At 53.2% G+C, this 18,134-nt stretch carries 13 protein-coding genes and 1 pseudogene; 4 read left to right on the top strand and 10 right to left on the bottom strand.

All coding sequences use genetic code 11. The features are described from left to right. Positions 1-15 precede the first annotated feature (15 nt). On the bottom strand, positions 16-705 hold the full coding sequence (phoB, locus tag ACLI4M_RS15065; protein ID WP_048916973.1) for a phosphate response regulator transcription factor PhoB: 690 nt from the start codon (positions 703-705) through the stop codon (positions 16-18). Between the two features lie 179 nt (positions 706-884). Here phoB and sbcD point away from each other — a divergent pair, with 179 nt between their 5' ends. From sbcD to ACLI4M_RS15050, 3 genes and pseudogenes are all read left to right on the top strand, one after another. Next, positions 885-2,108, top strand: a complete 1,224-nt coding sequence (gene sbcD / locus ACLI4M_RS15060; RefSeq protein ID WP_133624299.1) for an exonuclease subunit SbcD — start codon at positions 885-887, stop codon at positions 2,106-2,108. Beyond that, complete coding sequence (locus tag ACLI4M_RS15055; protein WP_133624300.1) at positions 2,105-5,464, top strand: AAA family ATPase; 3,360 nt, start codon at positions 2,105-2,107, stop codon at positions 5,462-5,464. The genes sbcD and ACLI4M_RS15055 overlap by 4 nt, the downstream gene beginning before the upstream one ends. Positions 5,465-5,491: 27 nt before the next feature. Beyond that, positions 5,492-6,255 (top strand): annotated as a pseudogene (locus ACLI4M_RS15050) (IS30 family transposase); the annotation flags it as partial. Between the two features lie 425 nt (positions 6,256-6,680). Here the strand turns inward: ACLI4M_RS15050 and ACLI4M_RS15045 are convergent. The 7 genes from ACLI4M_RS15045 to ACLI4M_RS15015 all read right to left on the bottom strand — a co-directional run bounded on the left by ACLI4M_RS15045 (position 6,681) and on the right by ACLI4M_RS15015 (position 12,310). Beyond that, positions 6,681-7,394, bottom strand: coding sequence for a hypothetical protein (locus ACLI4M_RS15045; RefSeq protein ID WP_133624301.1), 714 nt, complete (start codon positions 7,392-7,394; stop codon positions 6,681-6,683). A 290-nt stretch (positions 7,395-7,684) separates the two neighbouring features. Further along, the gene (locus ACLI4M_RS15040; RefSeq protein WP_166643192.1) at positions 7,685-8,437 is read right to left on the bottom strand and encodes a hypothetical protein; all 753 of its coding nucleotides are present in this window, start codon (positions 8,435-8,437) and stop codon (positions 7,685-7,687) included. Further along, complete coding sequence (locus ACLI4M_RS15035; protein WP_133624303.1) at positions 8,407-8,955, bottom strand: histidine phosphatase family protein; 549 nt, start codon at positions 8,953-8,955, stop codon at positions 8,407-8,409. Before ACLI4M_RS15035 ends, ACLI4M_RS15040 begins: the two co-directional genes overlap by 31 nt. Next, positions 8,915-9,586: a hypothetical protein gene (locus ACLI4M_RS15030; RefSeq protein WP_133624304.1), complete on the bottom strand. Its 672-nt coding sequence runs from the start codon at positions 9,584-9,586 to the stop codon at positions 8,915-8,917. Before ACLI4M_RS15030 ends, ACLI4M_RS15035 begins: the two co-directional genes overlap by 41 nt. Further along, positions 9,579-10,496, bottom strand: coding sequence for a hypothetical protein (locus ACLI4M_RS15025; protein WP_133624305.1), 918 nt, complete (start codon positions 10,494-10,496; stop codon positions 9,579-9,581). The genes ACLI4M_RS15030 and ACLI4M_RS15025 overlap by 8 nt, the downstream gene beginning before the upstream one ends. A 221-nt stretch (positions 10,497-10,717) precedes the next feature. After that, the gene (locus ACLI4M_RS15020; RefSeq protein ID WP_133624306.1) at positions 10,718-11,545 is read right to left on the bottom strand and encodes a hypothetical protein; all 828 of its coding nucleotides are present in this window, start codon (positions 11,543-11,545) and stop codon (positions 10,718-10,720) included. Between the two features lie 9 nt (positions 11,546-11,554). Beyond that, positions 11,555-12,310, bottom strand: a complete 756-nt coding sequence (locus ACLI4M_RS15015) for a hypothetical protein (RefSeq protein ID WP_133624307.1) — start codon at positions 12,308-12,310, stop codon at positions 11,555-11,557. Positions 12,311-12,942: 632 nt separating this feature from the next. Between ACLI4M_RS15015 and ACLI4M_RS15010 the strand changes: the two genes are divergently transcribed. After that, on the top strand, positions 12,943-13,344 hold the full coding sequence (locus ACLI4M_RS15010; RefSeq protein ID WP_133624308.1) for a VOC family protein: 402 nt from the start codon (positions 12,943-12,945) through the stop codon (positions 13,342-13,344). 515 nt (positions 13,345-13,859) lie between these two features. On the opposite strand, the gene ACLI4M_RS15005 is transcribed toward ACLI4M_RS15010, so the two are convergent. Both ACLI4M_RS15005 and ACLI4M_RS15000 read right to left on the bottom strand, forming a co-directional pair. Next, the gene (locus ACLI4M_RS15005; RefSeq protein WP_133624309.1) at positions 13,860-16,937 is read right to left on the bottom strand and encodes an efflux RND transporter permease subunit; all 3,078 of its coding nucleotides are present in this window, start codon (positions 16,935-16,937) and stop codon (positions 13,860-13,862) included. Beyond that, positions 16,934-18,076 (bottom strand): efflux RND transporter periplasmic adaptor subunit, encoded by a 1,143-nt coding sequence (locus ACLI4M_RS15000; RefSeq protein WP_133624310.1) that lies wholly within the window; start codon positions 18,074-18,076, stop codon positions 16,934-16,936. Before ACLI4M_RS15000 ends, ACLI4M_RS15005 begins: the two co-directional genes overlap by 4 nt. Between the last annotated feature and the right edge of the window lie 58 nt (positions 18,077-18,134).

Here is an 18,134-nt window from a genome sequence, read left to right as displayed (position 1 = left end):
CTCCAGCGTGAACGATCAGTAGCGTGCAGAGAAACGATAACCTGTTCCGCGAACCGTCTGCACCATGCGATCGTGCCCGGTCAGTTCCAGCGCCTTACGCAGGCGGCGAATGTGGACGTCGACGGTACGATCTTCGACGTATACGTTAGTGCCCCACACATGGTTTAGCAACTGCTCGCGGCTGTAAACGCGCTCGGGGTGCGTCATAAAGAAGTGCAGCAGTTTATATTCGGTCGGCCCCATTTCCAGCGGCTGCGTATCGGACATCACGCGGTGCGATGACGGGTCCAGGCTCAGCCCCTGCATCTCAATCACCTCTTCCACCGCCATCGGGGAGATGCGGCGCATCACCGCTTTGATGCGTGCCACCAGCTCTTTCGGTGAGAACGGCTTGGTAATATAGTCGTCAGCGCCCACTTCCAGGCCGCGCACGCGATCTTCCTCTTCACCCCGGGCTGTCAGCATCATCACCGGAATATCGCGGGTCATCGCTTCGCGCTTCAGGTGTTTAATAAACTGGATGCCGGAACCGCCGGGTAACATCCAGTCCAGCAGAATTAAATCCGGCCAGGGTTCGATCAACAGATTGACCGCACTGTCATAATCCTCGGCCTCGATCGGCTGGTAGTCATTTTGTTCAAGGACGAAACATAACATCTCACGGATTGGGGCTTCATCTTCCACGACCAGAATGCGCTTAGGCATTATTACTCCTGCTGCTGTTGACGGCTTTCACGGGGATATGCGGCGCCATTATGCGTCAGTTTTATGACACTTTTATGAAAAAAGCACCCCCTGAAATTGTGCGCGATTTAAAAAAAACAGGCCGATCGGTTTAGCCTGTTTATAATCGGGTTCACGTTTTTCTGCTGACAGGACGTTATATGCGCATCCTCCACACCGCTGACTGGCATCTCGGCCAGTTTTTCTACACCAAAAGCCGGGCGGCCGAGCACCAGGCTTTTCTCGACTGGCTGCTGGAGCAGGCGGAGGCGCAGCAGGCCGATGCGATCATTGTCGCCGGGGATATTTTCGATACCGGCTCGCCGCCGAGCTACGCGCGCGAGCTGTATAACCGCTTTGTGGTGAAGTTGCAGCAGACCGGCTGCCAGCTGGTCGTGCTCGGCGGTAATCATGACTCGGTGGCGACGCTCAACGAATCGCGCGAGCTGCTGGCCTGCCTGAATACCCGGGTGATCGCCGCCGCCAGCGACGATATCCGCCAGCAGGTGCTGATGCTGAATAAGCGCGACGGATCGCCGGGTGCGCTGCTGTGCGCCATCCCGTTTTTGCGCCCGCGCGATATCTTGCGCAGCCAGAGCGGCCAGTCGGGGCGCGAGAAACAGCAAAGCCTGCTGGAAGCGATTACTGAACACTACCAGCGCTGCTGGCTGGAAGCGTTAAGCCAGCGCGCGGCGCTGGACCTGCCGCTGCCGATTATTGCCACCGGCCATCTGACCACCATGGGCGTAACCAAAAGCGATGCGGTGCGCGATATCTATATCGGCACGCTGGATGCGTTTCCAGCCGACTGCTTCCCGCCCGCCGACTACATCGCCCTTGGCCATATTCACCGCGCCCAGCGCATTGCCGACAGCGACCATATTCGCTACAGCGGCTCGCCGATCCCGCTCAGTTTTGACGAGCTGGGCAAGGCGAAAAGCGTGTTTATGGTCGACTTTATCGACGGGAAATTCGCCTCAGCCGAAGCGCTGCCGATCCCGCTGTTCCAGCCGATGCAGATGATTAAAGGCTCGCTGGAGCAGATTGAGCAGCAGCTGGCGGCGCTGCCTGAGGCTGGCGACGGCAAAATCATCTGGCTGGATATTGAGATCGTCACCGACTCCTGGCTCAGCGAGCTGCAGCGCCGCATTCAGGAGCTGACCGCCGCGCTGCCGGTAGACGTGGTGCTGCTGCGCCGCAGCCGCGAGCAGCGCGAACAGACCCTCGCCCGACAGAATAACGAAACCCTGAGCGAGCTGAGCGTGGAGGAGGTGTTCAGCCGCCGCCTGGCGCTGGAAAGCGAGCAGCCGGAGAAACTGCAGCGCGCCAGCCTGCTGTTTGCGCAGACGCTGGAAGCGGTGCGCCATGAGGAGCAGCCACAGTGAAAATCCTGACCCTGCGTTTTAAAAATCTCAACTCGCTGAAGGGCGAGTGGAAAATCGACTTCAGCGCGGAACCCTTTGCCAGCAACGGCCTGTTCGCGATCACCGGCCCGACCGGCGCCGGTAAAACCACCCTGCTCGACGCCATCTGCCTCGCGCTGTATCACGAAACCCCGCGCCTGAAGGGCATCACCCAGTCGCAGAATGAACTGATGACGCGCGATACCGCCGAGTGCCTGGCAGAAGTGGAGTTCGAGGTCAAAGGCGTGGCGTGGCGCGCTTTCTGGAGCCAGAACCGCGCGCGCGGCGCCGCCGACGGCAACTTACAGGCCCCGCGCGTCGAGCTGGCGCGCTGTGATGACAATCAGATTGTCGCCGATAAGGTGAAGGACAAGCTGGAGATGATCGCCAGCCTGACCGGGCTGGACTTCGAGCGCTTTACCAAATCGATGATGCTGTCACAGGGGCAGTTCGCCGCTTTCCTCAATGCCGATGCCAACAAGCGCGCCGAGCTGCTGGAAGAGCTGACCGGCACCGAGATCTACGGTCGCCTCTCTGCGGCGGTGTTTGAGCGCCACAAAGAGGCCAGGGTCGCCGTGGAGACGCTGCGCGCTCAGGCGGGCGGCATGTCACTGCTGAATGAAGAGCAGCAGCAGGCGCTCAACGCCCAGCTGGCACAGCTACTTGCCGATGAGCAGGTACTCACTTCCCGGCAGCAACAGCAGCAGCAAAAGGTGCAGGAGCTGCAGCAGCTGGAGCGATTACAGCAGGAGAAACAGCAGCTGACGGGCAACATCCGCCAGCTTGATGAGCAGCTGTTACAGGCGCAGCAGTCCCTGAGCGCCGCCGCTCAGCAACAGCAGCAGGCGGTGGCGGCGCAGGAGCAGCACCAGGCGCAGCGCCAGCAGCAGGAAACGCTGATCGCCGAACAGGTATTGCCGCTCGATTTACAGCTCGCCAGCCTGCAACAGCAGCTGCAACAGCTGACGCAAGAGCGAAGTGAGTACCAACAAGCGCTTAAGCTTCGCCAGCAGGAAAGCGTCAAAAACCAGCAGCTTCAGCAGGATAAGCAGGCGCAGCAGCAGCAGCTCGACGCCTGGCGCAGCGCGCATCCCCAGCTTGAGCACTACGGCGAGCATCTGCCGCTGTGGCGCGAACGCTTCCGCCAGCAGCAGGAAAGTGAGCAGTCACTGACCTCGCTACACCAGCGCGTGCAGGCCCAGCAGCAGCAGGTGCAGCAGCTGGAACAGGCCGGTTTGCAGCTGCAGCAGCAGCAGGCGCCACAGCAGCAAAACCTGGCCACGGCGCAGCACAACCTGACCCAGGCCGAGCAGCAGCTGGCCCCGTTACAGCAGCAGCACCCGGAAGCCGCGCTGCGCAGCGCGCTGGCGCAGTTTGCCCGGCAGCGGCCACAGCGGCTGCGGCTGGCGACGCTGATCCCGCTGTGGCAGCAGATGCACGCGCGCAGCACGCGCCTGCAGCAGGAGAGAGAGCAGCTGGCGCAGCAGATCCAGCAAAGCAGTGAGCAGTTACACACCCTGCGCACCCAGTGGGCAGAGAAGCATCAGCATCAAAAGGATTTAGATCAGCGCTGCAAGCTGGAGCAGCAGATTGCCGATCTCGAGCAGCATCGCGCGCGGCTGGAACAGGGGCAGCCCTGCCCGCTGTGCGGATCCACTGCGCATCCGGCGGTGGAGCAGTATCAGGCGCTGGTGCTGTCCGAAAACCAGCAGCGGCTGGAGGCGTTAAAGCGCGAAGTTGACGAGCTGAAAGATAAGGGCAGCGCCCTCGCCGCGCAGCTGAAGCAGCAACAGCTGCTGCAGGAGCGCCAGCAGCAGGAAGCCGACGAGCTGCAGCGCCAGGCCGCAGAGCTGGAGCAGCAGTGGCAAAGCGCCGCGCAGCCGCTGGCGCTTCACTTCAGCCCGCAGCAGCACCCGGAGGCCAGCGACTGGCTGGCACAGCAGGAGCAGGAAGAAGTCACCCTGCAGCAGCAGTGGCAGCAGCTGGAGCAGGCGCTGCGCCACTGCCAGCAGCAGAAAGAGGCCTTACAGCTGCAGCAGCAGGCAGCGCAGGATTTGCAGCAGAAGAGCCAGCTGCAGCAGCAGCAAATGGCTCAGGCAGCGCAAACCCTGCAAGAACAGCAGCAGCAGCTGGAGCAGGATCGGCAGCGCGCCCGGCAGCTGCGCGGGGAACTGGCCGACGCACTGGCGCCGCTGGGGCTGACGCTGCCGCAGGATGGCGACTGGCAGGGCTGGCTAACGCTGCGCGAACAGCAGTGGCAGCAGTGGCGTAGCAACAGTGACGCGCTGGCCGCGCTGGTGCCGGAGCTGGCGACGCTCAGCAGCCGCCTGCAGGCGCTGGACGAAGAGCTACAGCAGCAGCAGGAGCGCCTGAACGCGCTCGATCGGCGGGTTCAACAGCAGCAGGCCACGCTAAGCGAACAGCAGCAGCTGCGCCAGGCGCTGTTCGGCGATCGCCAGGTTGCCGCCGTCCAGCAGCAGTTACGCGCAGAGGCAGAACAGCATCTGCAGGCGGTACGTGAAGTTCAACAAAAGTGGCAACAGCAGCAGGACCGGATAAATACTCTGACCGGACAGCATAAATCACTAAGTGAGCAGTTGATTAATCTGCAGTCGCGTTTAGATGAAGCCTTAGCCAAATACGGCCATGATGACGACCTGCCCGCGCAACGGGCGCTGCTGGAGAGCCAGCTCGGCACGCTTAATCAGCAGCTGCGCGAGCTGGCCAGTCAGCAGGGGCAGCTGCGCCAGCAGTTAGATCACGACAGCCGCCAGCGCAGCCAGCAGCAAACGCTGCTGGCGCAGATTGTCGCCGGAGAGCAGCAGCTGGAAGACTGGGGCTACCTCAACCAGCTGATTGGCTCTAAAGAGGGTGATAAATTCCGCCGCTTTGCCCAGGGGCTGACGCTCGATCACCTGGTATGGCTGGCAAACAACCAGCTCAACCGCCTGCACGGCCGCTATCTGCTGCAGCGTAAATCGCAGGAGGCGCTGGAGCTGGAAGTTGTCGATACCTGGCAGGCCGATGCGCGCCGCGATACGCGCACGCTATCGGGTGGCGAAAGCTTCCTCGTCAGCCTGGCGCTGGCGCTGGCACTTTCCGACCTGGTGAGCCATAAAACGCGCATCGAATCGCTGTTCCTGGATGAAGGCTTCGGCACGCTCGACGCCGAAACCCTCGACAGCGCGCTCGACGCGCTCGATGCGCTGAATGCCAGCGGCAAAACCATCGGGGTGATCAGCCACGTTGAGGCGATGAAGGAGCGCATCCCGGTGCAGATCAAGGTGCGGAAGATTAACGGGCTGGGCTACAGCAGGCTGGATCTCCCGACGGGGTAACCTTAAAGCCGGTATGCAGCACGTGGCCCCACATTGTGTAAAATCATTGCAGAGAAGATGCATCAGGACTGGTCACGGGAACAAATCGCCGGTTGGCTGAACGCGATTATCCGGATAATCAGGAAATGCATGTGTCACACGAAACGATTTATAAAACGCATTTTATACAAACCTGGGTTGCATTTAAAAAAGAGCTGCAGCAATGCCTCAGAAGCGGAAGAGTAGTGCGTAGATCCAGAACGTCATCGCTAAAAGGAAAAGGATTAGGGTCAATCCCTGATGCGATACCTATCAGCGAAAGGCCACCTGAAGCCGCAGAAAGAGCTATACCTAGTCACTGGGAAGGTAACCTGATCCAGGGCTAGAAAAACTCCTATATCGTCACCCTCGTAGAACGCCATTCCCGCTTTGTTATGCTGGCCAAAATCAGGGACAACAAGACCATAACGGTCATATCTGCACTCATCAAACAAGCTCGGGAATTACCTGTTGAACTTTATAAAACATTAACATGGGATCGAGGCGCTAAAATGACCGGCCACACCCGGTTTACTGTAGACACAGATATACAGGTTTACTTCTGTGATACTCAATCCCCGTGGCAACGTGGCTCAAATGAAAACACGAACAGATTGCTCCGGCAGTATTTTACAAAAAGAACTGACTTATCGGTTCACAGCCAGCAAAGACTAAACAGTGTTGCCAGGCAGCTCAACGAGAAGCCAAGAAAAACGTTACACTATGAATCACCCGCTGAGCGTTATAACCAATGTGTTGCATCCATCGGTTGAACTCACAGCTCAAAGCGAACATGCATGCCGGACGGTAGTAACCGCTGCATGCAGATATTAAGCATGAACAAGATCATCATCTACTCAAAAAGACGGCAGCCATTAAAACCGCCGACAAGCGGTTATCTGTCCTGAACTCATAAACCTGCCACACTCTTTCATATGTTAAACACCGTAGATCTGGAAGCATCAAGAACCGGATCTGACTGATGGATATCTCAAGATACTTATCAACCCGGTATGATGCATAAGAACTTAAATCAGGAGATCCAATAATGAACTATTAATTCAGATGTCAGCAAACGAGCGCTTTGCGGTTGAAAGATAGTTAGGTCGAAGTATGGATTAATGGGAAAGTAAGGAATTAAGTAATTGTGTCATAAAGCTGCCGTACCTGCTTAATATGCTGGGATGACAACTTTATATCAGAAGAACCGATGCATGAATTCGCTTACCAGCGTATCCTCGTAGCATTCATAGTTGTGTTCCATTACAGTCACACCTTCCGAACACAGATTTTGCAGAAACTCACTATATAAGCTATGACAGGCTGAAAACGACTCTACCCTGTTTACCCCGCCACAAAAAAACGCCGATATGAAGCCTTCCTTGAATGCACATTTATGGTTGAATTTTGAACATTCAGCTGGGTGATTAAAGTAAATGACACAGTCAGGCTTACGATTTCCCGTGACATAAAAATCATGAAGTTGAGTATGTAAGGTGATCTCATCTTTGCTGAGTAAAAAAACTCCGTTCAGCAGGCTGCTGAGCATCAGGTCTTCAGTGAATGACCGCTCGATAATAACGTTGAAGCCACAATTCAGCCAGGAATTAATCAAAATATCCCTTTGCGCCATCATATTAACGATTAAGGAGAAAAAGTTAGACTCCGCTTCTTTGAGTCCATATGAATGAGGAGGGTGTCTAAAGGCGCTTTCGTCGATGAGTATCGTGTTATTATCCTGCAGGTATACGCGGGCTCCCAGCCGATGCATAAACGCAGATTTTCCCAGACTATGATTCCCTGAGACAGTAATTAGCAGCGGATCTCTATCCCTGACTTTTCTGACCGAGGGTATGTTCCACGGGCTGGCTGTAAGATAATGAAGACTTTCTGTCGTTGTAATACTGGTCATGTTTTGCTCCGTGATCCTTGCGTTAGTAGGTAGTAAGAACGCTCATCATAGGCGTAATTACTATAGTCAATGGATAGGAACGCTTTCGCATTAGAGAGTAGGCCTTATCTCCTGCCTCTATAAATCGGACTACCGAATGGAAAGGAATATGCTGAACAGTTTCCTTGGACTGAATGACTATAAATCCGGCAGTGAATGATTTAAGGATTGCGGCATCTACTTTAGCGCTGTTGAAAGAAACTCCTATCTCGGTATTAATATATTTTGAAAGAATATTTTCCATACTTACCTCATATTGACCGTTTAATTAACAATGCACCGTAAATAAGAATCAGGGTGAATATTAACGTTTTTAACTTTTGATGGTTAACGTAAGGCGTAACCAGTACGCGCGAAATAAAATAAACAGGAACTGCGATTAGAGAAAACATGACGGGCGTGATACTCACTCCGTGAGTAGAATAAAACGCTAGCTGGATGGCCCCCAGTGACAAATATCCACCGGCAATAAATCGCCTGGCCTCTGCACTTTCGGCGTATCTGGCAGTTCCCGTCATTGACAGCAGTGAACCTCCAAGGCTGGAGACGGAATGGATCACGCCGATCGCTGTGTTGGTAATACCGGGTTTGATATCGAGCGTACTCAAAAAGCGTTCTCTAAGTACCGGCATAAAACCCATCATCCCGGTGAGGAGCAGTATTATTCCTGCGGTCAGTTTACTGAAACTGAGGCCGATGACCAGATTCAGATAAAAAAGAAAAGCAGTGTAAATGACAGAAATATATGTATAAGACACAAAATCTGCTCGCTGGTAGTTGCCGCGTTCAGCAAAGACCTGGAATAAGTTGATGATAAGCGATCCGGGCAGACAGATCGAAAGCGCATGATCAAATGGGTATCCGCTCAGGATAAGCGTCGGGAGGCCTATCATGACAAGCCCTACTCCCACAACTGACTGGCAAAGCGCGCACAGGATGACGACTGCGCTAAGATAAAGCGTTTCATGACTCATCATCGGTGATTTACTCTCTGAAGAAGCCACGTGTCTTCTTTTTTTAAGAAGTGTGTGATTGAACAGTTATCTATCTGAGTGCAAAATGCATCTGAGCCGCAGTGGAGGCGCAGAATGGTTTTGATTACACCGCCATGAGTGAATATCATTACGCGGTTGTGAGCGGCGAGAATGGTACTGAGCGCTGACTTAATCCCGGCCTTGAAATCCAGATATTCACTGCTCACTTTTCCGCTTGCTACCGGATAAAAGTCTTCCGGCAGGTTCAGACCACAGCGGACGTGGAAGGAGGCCTCCCTGAAGTTTCTGTCAAAAGAAACCGAGCTGAATAGACAAGGAGGTAAGGCCAGTCTGCTGGTTTCAACTGCCCTGTGGAGCGGGCTGCTTATTAAATGAAAACCTGCTACGTCGGTGTAGCCTGCAAGCGTGTTGTAGAGTTTCCCCGCTTCCGTAAAACCTTTCCCGGTAAGGTGGCTGTTTCTATCTTGGGTTGTGCCGGCCTGCCACTTAGAATGCCCGTGCCGGATAAGAATGAGTTCTTTCTTCATGTTGTTTTCCGAAAAATTCTGTTACTTCATTGGTTTCCCTGACGGCATCATGATCTGATGCTGACAGGTGTAGGCCATTTGTGGTTGGGTTATACCAGCGGCACTGACTGAGGTATGAACGGATCCCCATGCCCCCGCCACCCGTCTGAATGGGTGCCCCCTGAAACAGGGGCTTAATCTCTGTCCACGTGCGAGCACCATTTCCGCTGATGATAAATAGGTGTACAGACCCTTGGCTTTCGATAAAAAGGCGTCTCTGGTAGGGACAAAAGGGATTAACTACACGGAGGTCATCCTTCTGCAGGTAGTAATTATCATCACCGGTCAGCAACGCAGGATTCTGAGGGGAGATCCATTCATGAAAAAGTTGCTGTTCGTCTGCACCGGTGGCTGTTTTCAGGTAGGCATATCCACCGATAACATTTCCTGACAGTGGCTGGCGTGCGTTTTTCAGAAGCTTGGCGTAAACGCGATCAAAGATGAGCTCCTTTTCATCGTGGGCGAATACCTCGCAATCGGCTTCGATGGACAGGCCGTATGCATCAAGATAGTGGCGGATAATCGGAAAATACCGTACGCGATCCTCAGGCGTGAACTCAGGTTTGAAGAACATCAATGCACTGTCAGACATGCTCTTCTTCCGTGCTAAGCTGTGAGATCCTGTGACTGCTTTCGTTCAGAACCAGCAGACAGATGACTGATGCCAGGAATAGTGTAATAACAGACAGCGAAGCGGTCCCATAGCGCAGCAGCAGGAGCGGCCCGAGCATTGCACCCAAGCTTCCTGACACCAAATTACCAGCTTTAACAAGATCAAACTTTACGGATGCGAAATGGCGGACAAAGAAACCAAATACAACTCCTTCAACCAGGTCCAGTATGAGGATTATCCCTGCAGAAACAGCTTGGCCACTTGCAGAAGAGAAGATGTTCTGTAGACAAAGCACGACGATAAGTAAGGCAAGATACAATGTGGTATTTATTCTTTCGGATGAAACCAGAAAATTTGAAAGAATTATGTCCGCACCATTAACCAGCATCATCCAGTCAAGATAATTACTTTTAGAGTTTGCTTGAGAATAAGAAAAAAGAAAGTTTTTATACACAAAGGTAAAAATAAAGAATATCACGGCAACAAGCCCGACCCCACCCAGAATTACCACCCGTATTCTTCTGATATTATCGGCAGAAGAATTATTAATCTTCACTGATTGCATTATTTTCCTGTTAAAGATAAGCAGGCATGCGAAGAGCATCAGCGATGGCATATTAAATACGAACAATTCCGGAATTTCAAATGCGGCGATTCCGTTTGAAAAAGAAAATCCCAGTGCATAAACCATTCCCCACATGCACATGACAAGCTCAGTTTTATCCTGACGAGCATAGCAGGTTAATGCAACCAGATAGAAATTCATAATATAGGCAAAGACGAATCCTTCAACCACACACTGCAAGGGCATCGTCGCGTAAAAATCGCGATAACAATAGCTTAATCCAAAAGGCGTTGCCAGTAATGCTAAAACTATCACATGCAGCATGGATAATTTATCCCTGAGCGATGGAAGCGAAAGCATCATTAGGCCAAAAGCAAGCCCGCATAGATTAGACATGGAAAAGATAAATTCAGCTTAACGTGTGGGATAACCATACGCAAGGCGTAAATAATTACTAGGGGGCTGATCCCCCCCCCATTAATGACTACCCAAATGGCTGTAATAAATATTGCTGGAAACACTTCCCCCCCCCCACGAATGCAATTTCAGTATTTGCCTAACAGCCTCATGCCACGCTGGTATTTAATGTCATAAATAACGTGTGTATTAAAGCGGTTAATCAGGGAGTCGCGAAGGGCTTCTATCACTTCAACCACCCGGGGGTCGCCTTTGATTTCGTCCGAAATTCGCGGATAAAGCGACAGCTCGACTTCACGGAAATATTTCCAGTTAGCAAGGTCGTCAGGATCCTTGCCCGAGCGGAAATCAAAAACGGAAGATCGGTCAATGGAACATCTGAGGACGTCGTAGCCGTCTATGAGCACATAAAATGTGGAGCGGTGTCCCTTCAGTATCAGCGCGGGGCTCAGGTTATCTGGTGAAATCCCTGTTGCAAGCTTAAGGAAGGTGCCGGGTTGATTCGCATCACTGCGGGTAATGAGTTTTTTAACGATGCATACTGCTGCATTACCGCTGGGGTCATTCTGAATCGTCGCTTTTTCCTCACCTTCAAATACATGACGCCTGTCCAGTCGGTTACCGGTCGCATCTTCAGGCATCTTGAAGGCACAGAAGGCATGCGTGAGTTTGCTGCAGGAGGTTCTCAGCAATGCGCCGGTGGGGAGAATGTCGTATCTGGGAGTATCATAATATATGGCTGTATTCAGCGGAGGAGAGGCCCTTACCCAATCGCGCTCCTTGCATTCAACCGAAGGAAACCGACTTTTCAGTTCTTGGGGAACCTCATCAAGCCATTTATAGTATTGAGCATCATCAATATGGTCTGCAAATATTTTTACTGCGAGTTGACGAAATATATTATATTCGCCGTGATTTTCATGAACTGAACCTTTCGTATCAACTATAAGACTCATCTTCTCTCCTTAAATTCTATCCAATGTATACTTAAGTAATTCACGTAATTGATTTTTGGTATACATCGGAACGCGTGATGCCGTTCCTTTTCGGGGGTAAAAAGTGTTATACGTATGGGTATATTTCCTTTTCCTCGGCCCTCTAACCAGAAATGAAATAATAGGCTCATCACCTTCAGGAAATACAATGCGGTGAATTACTTCATTACTCATAGTATATACCTGACCGCGGCTTACTTTTTTTTCTGCAATCTCATCGAGATAGACGTCTTCTTCAAAAAAACAGTCATGAATGTTTCCCATGGCAGAAGGAAGGTATTTATATTTTTGAAAACGGACTTTTGTTATTGATTTATCTTTGGACTCTTGAAAAATTTCATGAACCTGTTCGCCGCAGAGGACATAAGATGAAAAGCTGAATCGATGGTCATGAATGAGCTCCTGACTTATTTCGATTTCGGTAAAAGGCGGCTTCCAGATATGCAGAGTAAGCCTACAGTTATCCTGATTCTCATCGTTAATCAGTACAATTTTAGAAAAGTGATTAACATGCTTGTAAGAATTTGAGGAAATTTTACTGAGGTACTCACTGTCATTAAGAACTTCAAGAATAATGGCAGGTAATAACTTTTCATCTCGGATAAACTCAAGCAACCGGGATGACTCATCAAAGAATTTTTTTTCATCTTCCCGGTAGTTATTAAGTAAGACGAAACGCTTTTTAACTTCCTGTATTGCAGGACATGACCGTAATATTTCTCGCATAAACCATCCTTAAAGAATAGGAATTACACTATTATCAAGCACGAGTGTTGGCTACCTTTTGATGCACAGCAGTTGATGCACAGCAGTATATGGTGTGACATGGAATACAAATGCTAAGAAAGACTATATTTTTTTCGTGAACCTAGCTTACTTATACAACCCCCACTCAATTTAGAGCAACGTAATCTATGTTTCAAATTATATTATATGTTAATTTCTCTTAATAACATAATAACAACCTATTGTTTTTAGTGTGTTTTCTTATTAAAAAATATTGTTTTAACTTTATTGAAGTCAAGCCTGAGATTTATTTGTTAGTGAAAATTACCAGCATTCTTTCTTTAGAGCGACCCTTTTGTCTTTATAAGATTAATCTTGCTTAAATGTCTTATTGTGGCATATCGCCATTAGGGTGCTAATTTTCTGTGCTGGTACATTTTCGATCGGTAGAGTTTTATGCGGAATCCTGACTCAATTAATAATTTTTACAGGCGATAAGTTTTTTCAGCTTAATACTGTGACACACATCAAAATATAACACTTGACTATATATCAATTAGCTTAACGATTTTTTTGTATAATAATCAACATTTTTGCTATATACCATAGTTTGGCTTAACAAGGAGAAAGCGATGCGTACACAAAAAAGATGTCTTGGTTACGTGGCGGTGGTAGTGGATGATTATGACAGAGCCATCAGTTATTACACTGATAAACTCGGATTTACCCTTGTGGAAGATACGCCTCAGCCCGGCAAGCGCTGGGTTGTCGTTACCCCCTCGCCCGGCAGCGACTGCAATCTGCTGCTTGCCCGGGCTTCTAGTGATCGGCAGACCGGATTCATTGGCGATCAGGCCGGAGGCCGCGTTTTCCTGTTCCTGCAGACTGACGACTTCTGGCGCGATTATACGTCCATGAAGGAGAAGGGCGTGCATTTCTGTGAAGAACCCCGTGAGGAAGAGTACGGAACCGTCGTGGTGTTTGAGGATCTATACGGTAACCGGTGGGATCTTTTCCAGAACGGGATCTGCTAACTCAGCCCCCTCTTCGCGTCAGATATTTCCTGCGAAGAGGGCCCCGTCCGCGTATCGGGCATTTTTTGCAATAATCCTTACATTACTGTGGTGCAATCAGGCAGGTTTAACTCTGTCTACACAGGGTATTAAGTCCGGGACTATTTAGAGCAGTAGCATTCCGAACATATTGCATTTTCTTCTTTATCACTCAACATCTACGCTTTTTTGGTGCGTCCAGTTTTCAATCACGGTTCCAGAAATCATTCCTGCCTGCATTTATGGCTCACTTTTTCAGCCTGACTTGAATGAAAGCTAAGTGTGGCTATTCAGAAAACTAATTTATGCAAAACTTCCCCTCATCGCTCAAAGCATCCCACAAGAATCAGCACAACCCTAACCCTGCCTGCTGCAGTCACGTCCTATAGGCTATTACTGCTCCCCAGTAAAAGGTTTCACGCGCGGTCGGTCCTGGCGGCATATCGCTCCTTCCAACATCTGAAGCCAAAGCCAAAATGCCCCCTCTCTGACCCCGCTCACCGGCCTATTTTGCCGCCATCACGCCTCTGCTCGAACTGCATAACAAGACTCAGTGCGGCAGGTAATACCGTAAGCGTGACGAAGGTGGCCACGAGAAGTCCGCCGATAATCGCGTAGGCCATGGGCCCCCAGAAGACCTGCTCAGCAATCGGGATCATTCCCAGTATGGCAGCGCAGGCCGTGAGCAAGATAGGCCGGGCCCGGTGTTTTGCCGCAGCTTCGATCGCCTCATCGCACTCAAGCCCCTGCCTGACGTTGCTGTCCACTTCCGCGATCAGGATCACCGCGTTGCGGATAATCATGCCGGCTAAGGCGATGATACCGAGCAAGGCAACAAACCCCATCGGCGTCCCCGTCGGCAACATCGCCAGCACAATGCCAATAAGGCCAAACGGCGCCATAAACAGGGCGATAAGCATGCGCGAGAATCGCTGCAGCTGCACCATCAGCAGGATAAGCATAATAATAAGGGTAACCGGCAGCACGGCAAATACCGAACTGTTGCCTTTGTCCGACTCTGCCACCTCGCCCCCCTCCTCTATCGCATACTCCGCCGGTAAGGTGGATCGGATGCGGGCAATTAAGGGAGCAAGCCGCTGTGAAACGGCCTCAGCCCGTAAACCTGCGGCCAGATCGGTCTGCACGGTGATAAACGGCAGCCGTTGTCGGCGCCAGATAACCGGGTCATCCACTCCCCAGGCGGGCGTCGCCACTTGGCTTAAGGGGATTTTTTTGCCTTCTGCTGTCGCGATCGTCAGCCCGGACAGCGTGGTTAAGTCCTGACTCTCACGCTGGTTAGCGCGCAGCACCACATCAATCAGCCGGTTTTTATCCCTGACGGTGGTCACCACGCTGCCAGACCAGACCGTGTTGAGTAAGGTTGCCAGACTTTCGGAAGAGACGCCCGCCGCACGTGCGGCGGTCTGATTGACCTGCAAAGCGATCGCTCTTTCAGGTTCACCGGCGGTCAGGTTAACCTCCCGGGTTGCCGGACTGTTGCCGAGCACGCTGGCAAGATGCTGCGCAATCTGCCTGACTTTGCGGTAGTTCGGCCCGCTGACGCGATATTTTATTGGCCAGCCTACCGGCGGGCCCAGCTCAAGCGGTGAGACGCGCGTAGTGATATCACTGAAATCCCGGGCTAAAATAGTTTGCAGCTGCGCGCGCAGTTTATCCCTCTCCTTCAGGCCCCTGGCGACCACCACCAGCTGCGCCGTGTTCTCATCATCCAGTAATACGTCCATCGGCAGATAAAACCGCACGGCTCCTGACCCCACGTAGGTGGAAAAATGGTCGATGTTCGGATTGCCTTGCAGGGCCTGCTCCAGACGCCCGGCCTGCCGCCCCGTGTCGCGCTGGGAAGCGTTGCCGGGAAGCGTCAGGCTGACCAGCAGTTCCGGGCGATCGGAGGCGGGGAAAAACTCGCCCTGCATCAGCGTGGTGGCATAAGAGGCTAACGCTAATAACAGGCAGGCAAGGCAAAGGGTGGCAGCCCGTCTCTGAAGAACCAGATTGAGCAGGCGCTGATAGACGCGCATCAGCCTTCCCTGCTGCTCAGCGTGTGAGGCAAGCTTCTCGGGTAACAGCCAGGTTCCGACCAGCGGTGAAAAAAGAATCGCCACTACCCATGAACAGAGCAGCGCGATCAGCACCACGGCGAACAGCGAATAGCAGTACTCTCCGGCGCTTGAGGCGGCAAATCCCACCGGAATAAAGCCCGCTATCATCACCAGGGTGCCGGTCAGCATCGGGAAGGCGGTGGTCTCGAAGGCGTAAGTCGCGGCGCGCCATTTGGTATCACCGGCCTCGATACGCGACACCATCGCTTCAACGGTTATCATCGCATCGTCTACCAGCAGCCCCAGCGCGATGATTAATGCGCCCAGCGAGATACGCTGTAACCCGATGCCGGCAAGCATCATGCCGGTAAAGGTCATTGCCAGCACGATGGGAATAGCCGCGGCCACCACCAGCCCGGCACGGGTCCCCAGCGAGAGGAAGGAGACCGCCAGAACAATCACCACGGCCTCAATCAGTACCCGGATAAATCCGCTCACGGCCTGCGCCACCACGGCAGACTGGTCCGCCACCCTGACCATTTCAATGCCGTGCGGAAGATGGGCACTAATCACCGCCATCCGCGCTTTCAGCGCGTGGCCGAAAGTGAGCATGTTGCCCGTGGCGGCCATGGAGATGGCAAGACCGATGGCGGGCTGGCCGTTGACCCGAAACGCGGGTGACGGGGGCTCTGCATCCTCACGGCTGATGGTCGCAATATCCGTCAGGGGGATGTAGCGCGAGGCAACGTGGAGCGTCACGGCGCGTAGACTTTGCTCAGAGGTCAGTGCCCCGCTAACGCGCAGCGCAATGTTCTCACGGTCACTGCGCAGGATCCCTGAAGGCTGCACCGCGTTCTGCGCCTTGAGCGCATCGGTTATTTGCTGTAAATCCAGCCCCATTCCGGCCAGCTGGGCCGGTGAAAAGGCGAGCACAATATTCTCCTCCTGCACGCCCAGCAGGCTGATTTTGCCCATGTCCGGCAGCGACATCAGGCTGCGGCTGATATCATCAACCCTGTCACGAAGCTCACGCGCCGTGAAACCCTCTGCCGTAAAGCCATAAAGGGTGCCGAAGGTGTCATCAAACTCGTCGTTGACGGACGGGCCCTGCACACCGGCAGGCAGCGATGGCGCGATATCCTGCATCTTTTTACGCACCTGATACCATATGCCCGCCACTTTTGAGGGCGGCGTGTCATCGCGAAGATTGACAAAAATCACCGATTTTCCGGCATGGGTTTCGCTCTGCACGTAGTCGAGACAGGGCGTTTCCTGCAGTTTTTTCTCCAGCGCATCGGTGACCAGATTAGCCGTATCCGTCATGCTGGCACCCGGCCAGCCTGCCGATACCACGGCCGTTTTTATGGTAAACGCCGGGTCTTCATTACGGGGGAGTTGCTGATAGCTGACGATCCCCGCCGCCATTAACAGCAGCATAAAAAAGGTGACCAGCGACTGATGGTTCAGCGCCCAGGCGGAAAGGTTGAACGCCCCGGCAGCGGATGACGGTTTCATTCGCTCTCCTCCCCGGGCTGCACTTTTTCACCTTCGCGCAGTTTACTGACCCCCGCCACGACCACCTTTTCGCCAGGACGTATACCGTCGCAGATAAATATTTCGGAGGTACTGTAGCGCCCCAGGACAACCGGCCGTAAGTGCAGCGACTGCGTCTTTTCGTCAACGACAAAAATGGCCGGCTGTTCGCCGACACGGGTCAGCGCAGAGGCTGGCAGGGCCGTCATGCGCGGGCCTGAGGCGTTGAGCGTCAGCTGAACCGTGGCACCGAGAGCCATAGCCGCAGGCGGGTTATCCAGCGTGATGCGCACGCGCCAGGTGCGGGTTTGCGGGTCGGCCTGCGGGCTGACGTCGCGGAAATGCCCCACAGCCATCGTGGAAGGGGCTGATAGTAACGAGACGCTAAACGGCCCGTCAGCGTGTTGAGCAACAGACTGGGGGTCCGCCACATCAAATACCGCATCGCGCCCGCTGCCGCTGGCCAGGGTGAAGACGCTCTGTCCCGCACTGACTACCTGCCCTGCCGACGCGCTGACTTGAGTGATCACTCCGTCAGCCGGGGCCGTGAGGTTCCCCCACGAGAGGTTTTCCTGCGCATTTCTCAGGGCATCTTCGCTGCTCTGCCGCTTAGCCCTTGCGCTCTGCCAGTCCGCCCTGGCGCTGTCCAGCTGCGCGCGGGCAATAGCCCCGGAGGGCATCAGCTGCTGCATCCGCCTGAGGTTAAGAGCGGCAACCTGCTCTGCCGCGCGGGCGCTCTCCAGGTCGGCCTGCGCGCTGCTGAGCTGATTATGACTGGTCACGCTTTCCTGCGTGGCCAGAACCTGCCCGGCAGTCACCCGGTCCCCCACCTCAGCCTGCCGCGTCAGAATACGTCCATCCAGCCGGAACCCGAGCGCGACCTCCTCATGGGCACGGATCTCTCCGGTCTGGATCCGCGAGCCAGCGGCAGCAGGAAACGGTGCAGAGATCGTGCGCACCGGCCTGATGACAGGGGGTTCCTTAGGGTCTTTTTCACCACACCCTGTCAGCACAATGACCATAACAAGCACGCAGACGGCGGGAATCAGCGGCAGTAGCCGGCCCGCAGCGTGTAAATGACGAACGCCTTGACGCGCAAAGTCGGTAAAGGTAACAGCCATGACAGTTATCCTGAATTGAGATATCGCTATTCAATACAATCACTGTCCAGATTCCGGC

The sequence above is a fragment of the Erwinia sp. LJJL01 genome, assembly GCF_047300805.2.
GTDB classification, from domain to species: domain Bacteria; phylum Pseudomonadota; class Gammaproteobacteria; order Enterobacterales; family Enterobacteriaceae; genus Erwinia; species Erwinia aphidicola.
Note: the sequence above shows the minus strand (reverse complement) of the source record. Positions and strands in the feature narration are given on the sequence as shown.

Bases quoted from the DNA above. Each gene is read 5' to 3' on its own strand.
- ACLI4M_RS15030 (WP_133624304.1), bottom strand. From the start codon at position 9,586: ATGTCTGACAGTGCATTGATGTTCTTCAAACCTGAGTTCACGCCTGAG.
- ACLI4M_RS15015 (WP_133624307.1), bottom strand. From the start codon at position 12,310: ATGCGAGAAATATTACGGTCATGTCCTGCAATACAGGAAGTTAAAAAG.
- ACLI4M_RS15045 (WP_133624301.1), bottom strand. From the start codon at position 7,394: ATGACCAGTATTACAACGACAGAAAGTCTTCATTATCTTACAGCCAGC.
- ACLI4M_RS15010 (WP_133624308.1), top strand. From the start codon at position 12,943: ATGCGTACACAAAAAAGATGTCTTGGTTACGTGGCGGTGGTAGTGGAT.
- ACLI4M_RS15005 (WP_133624309.1), bottom strand. From the start codon at position 16,937: ATGAAACCGTCATCCGCTGCCGGGGCGTTCAACCTTTCCGCCTGGGCG.
- sbcD (WP_133624299.1), top strand. From the start codon at position 885: ATGCGCATCCTCCACACCGCTGACTGGCATCTCGGCCAGTTTTTCTAC.
- phoB (WP_048916973.1), bottom strand. From the start codon at position 705: ATGCCTAAGCGCATTCTGGTCGTGGAAGATGAAGCCCCAATCCGTGAG.
- ACLI4M_RS15025 (WP_133624305.1), bottom strand. From the start codon at position 10,496: ATGCTGCATGTGATAGTTTTAGCATTACTGGCAACGCCTTTTGGATTA.
- ACLI4M_RS15020 (WP_133624306.1), bottom strand. From the start codon at position 11,545: ATGAGTCTTATAGTTGATACGAAAGGTTCAGTTCATGAAAATCACGGC.
- ACLI4M_RS15035 (WP_133624303.1), bottom strand. From the start codon at position 8,955: ATGAAGAAAGAACTCATTCTTATCCGGCACGGGCATTCTAAGTGGCAG.
- ACLI4M_RS15000 (WP_133624310.1), bottom strand. From the start codon at position 18,076: ATGGCTGTTACCTTTACCGACTTTGCGCGTCAAGGCGTTCGTCATTTA.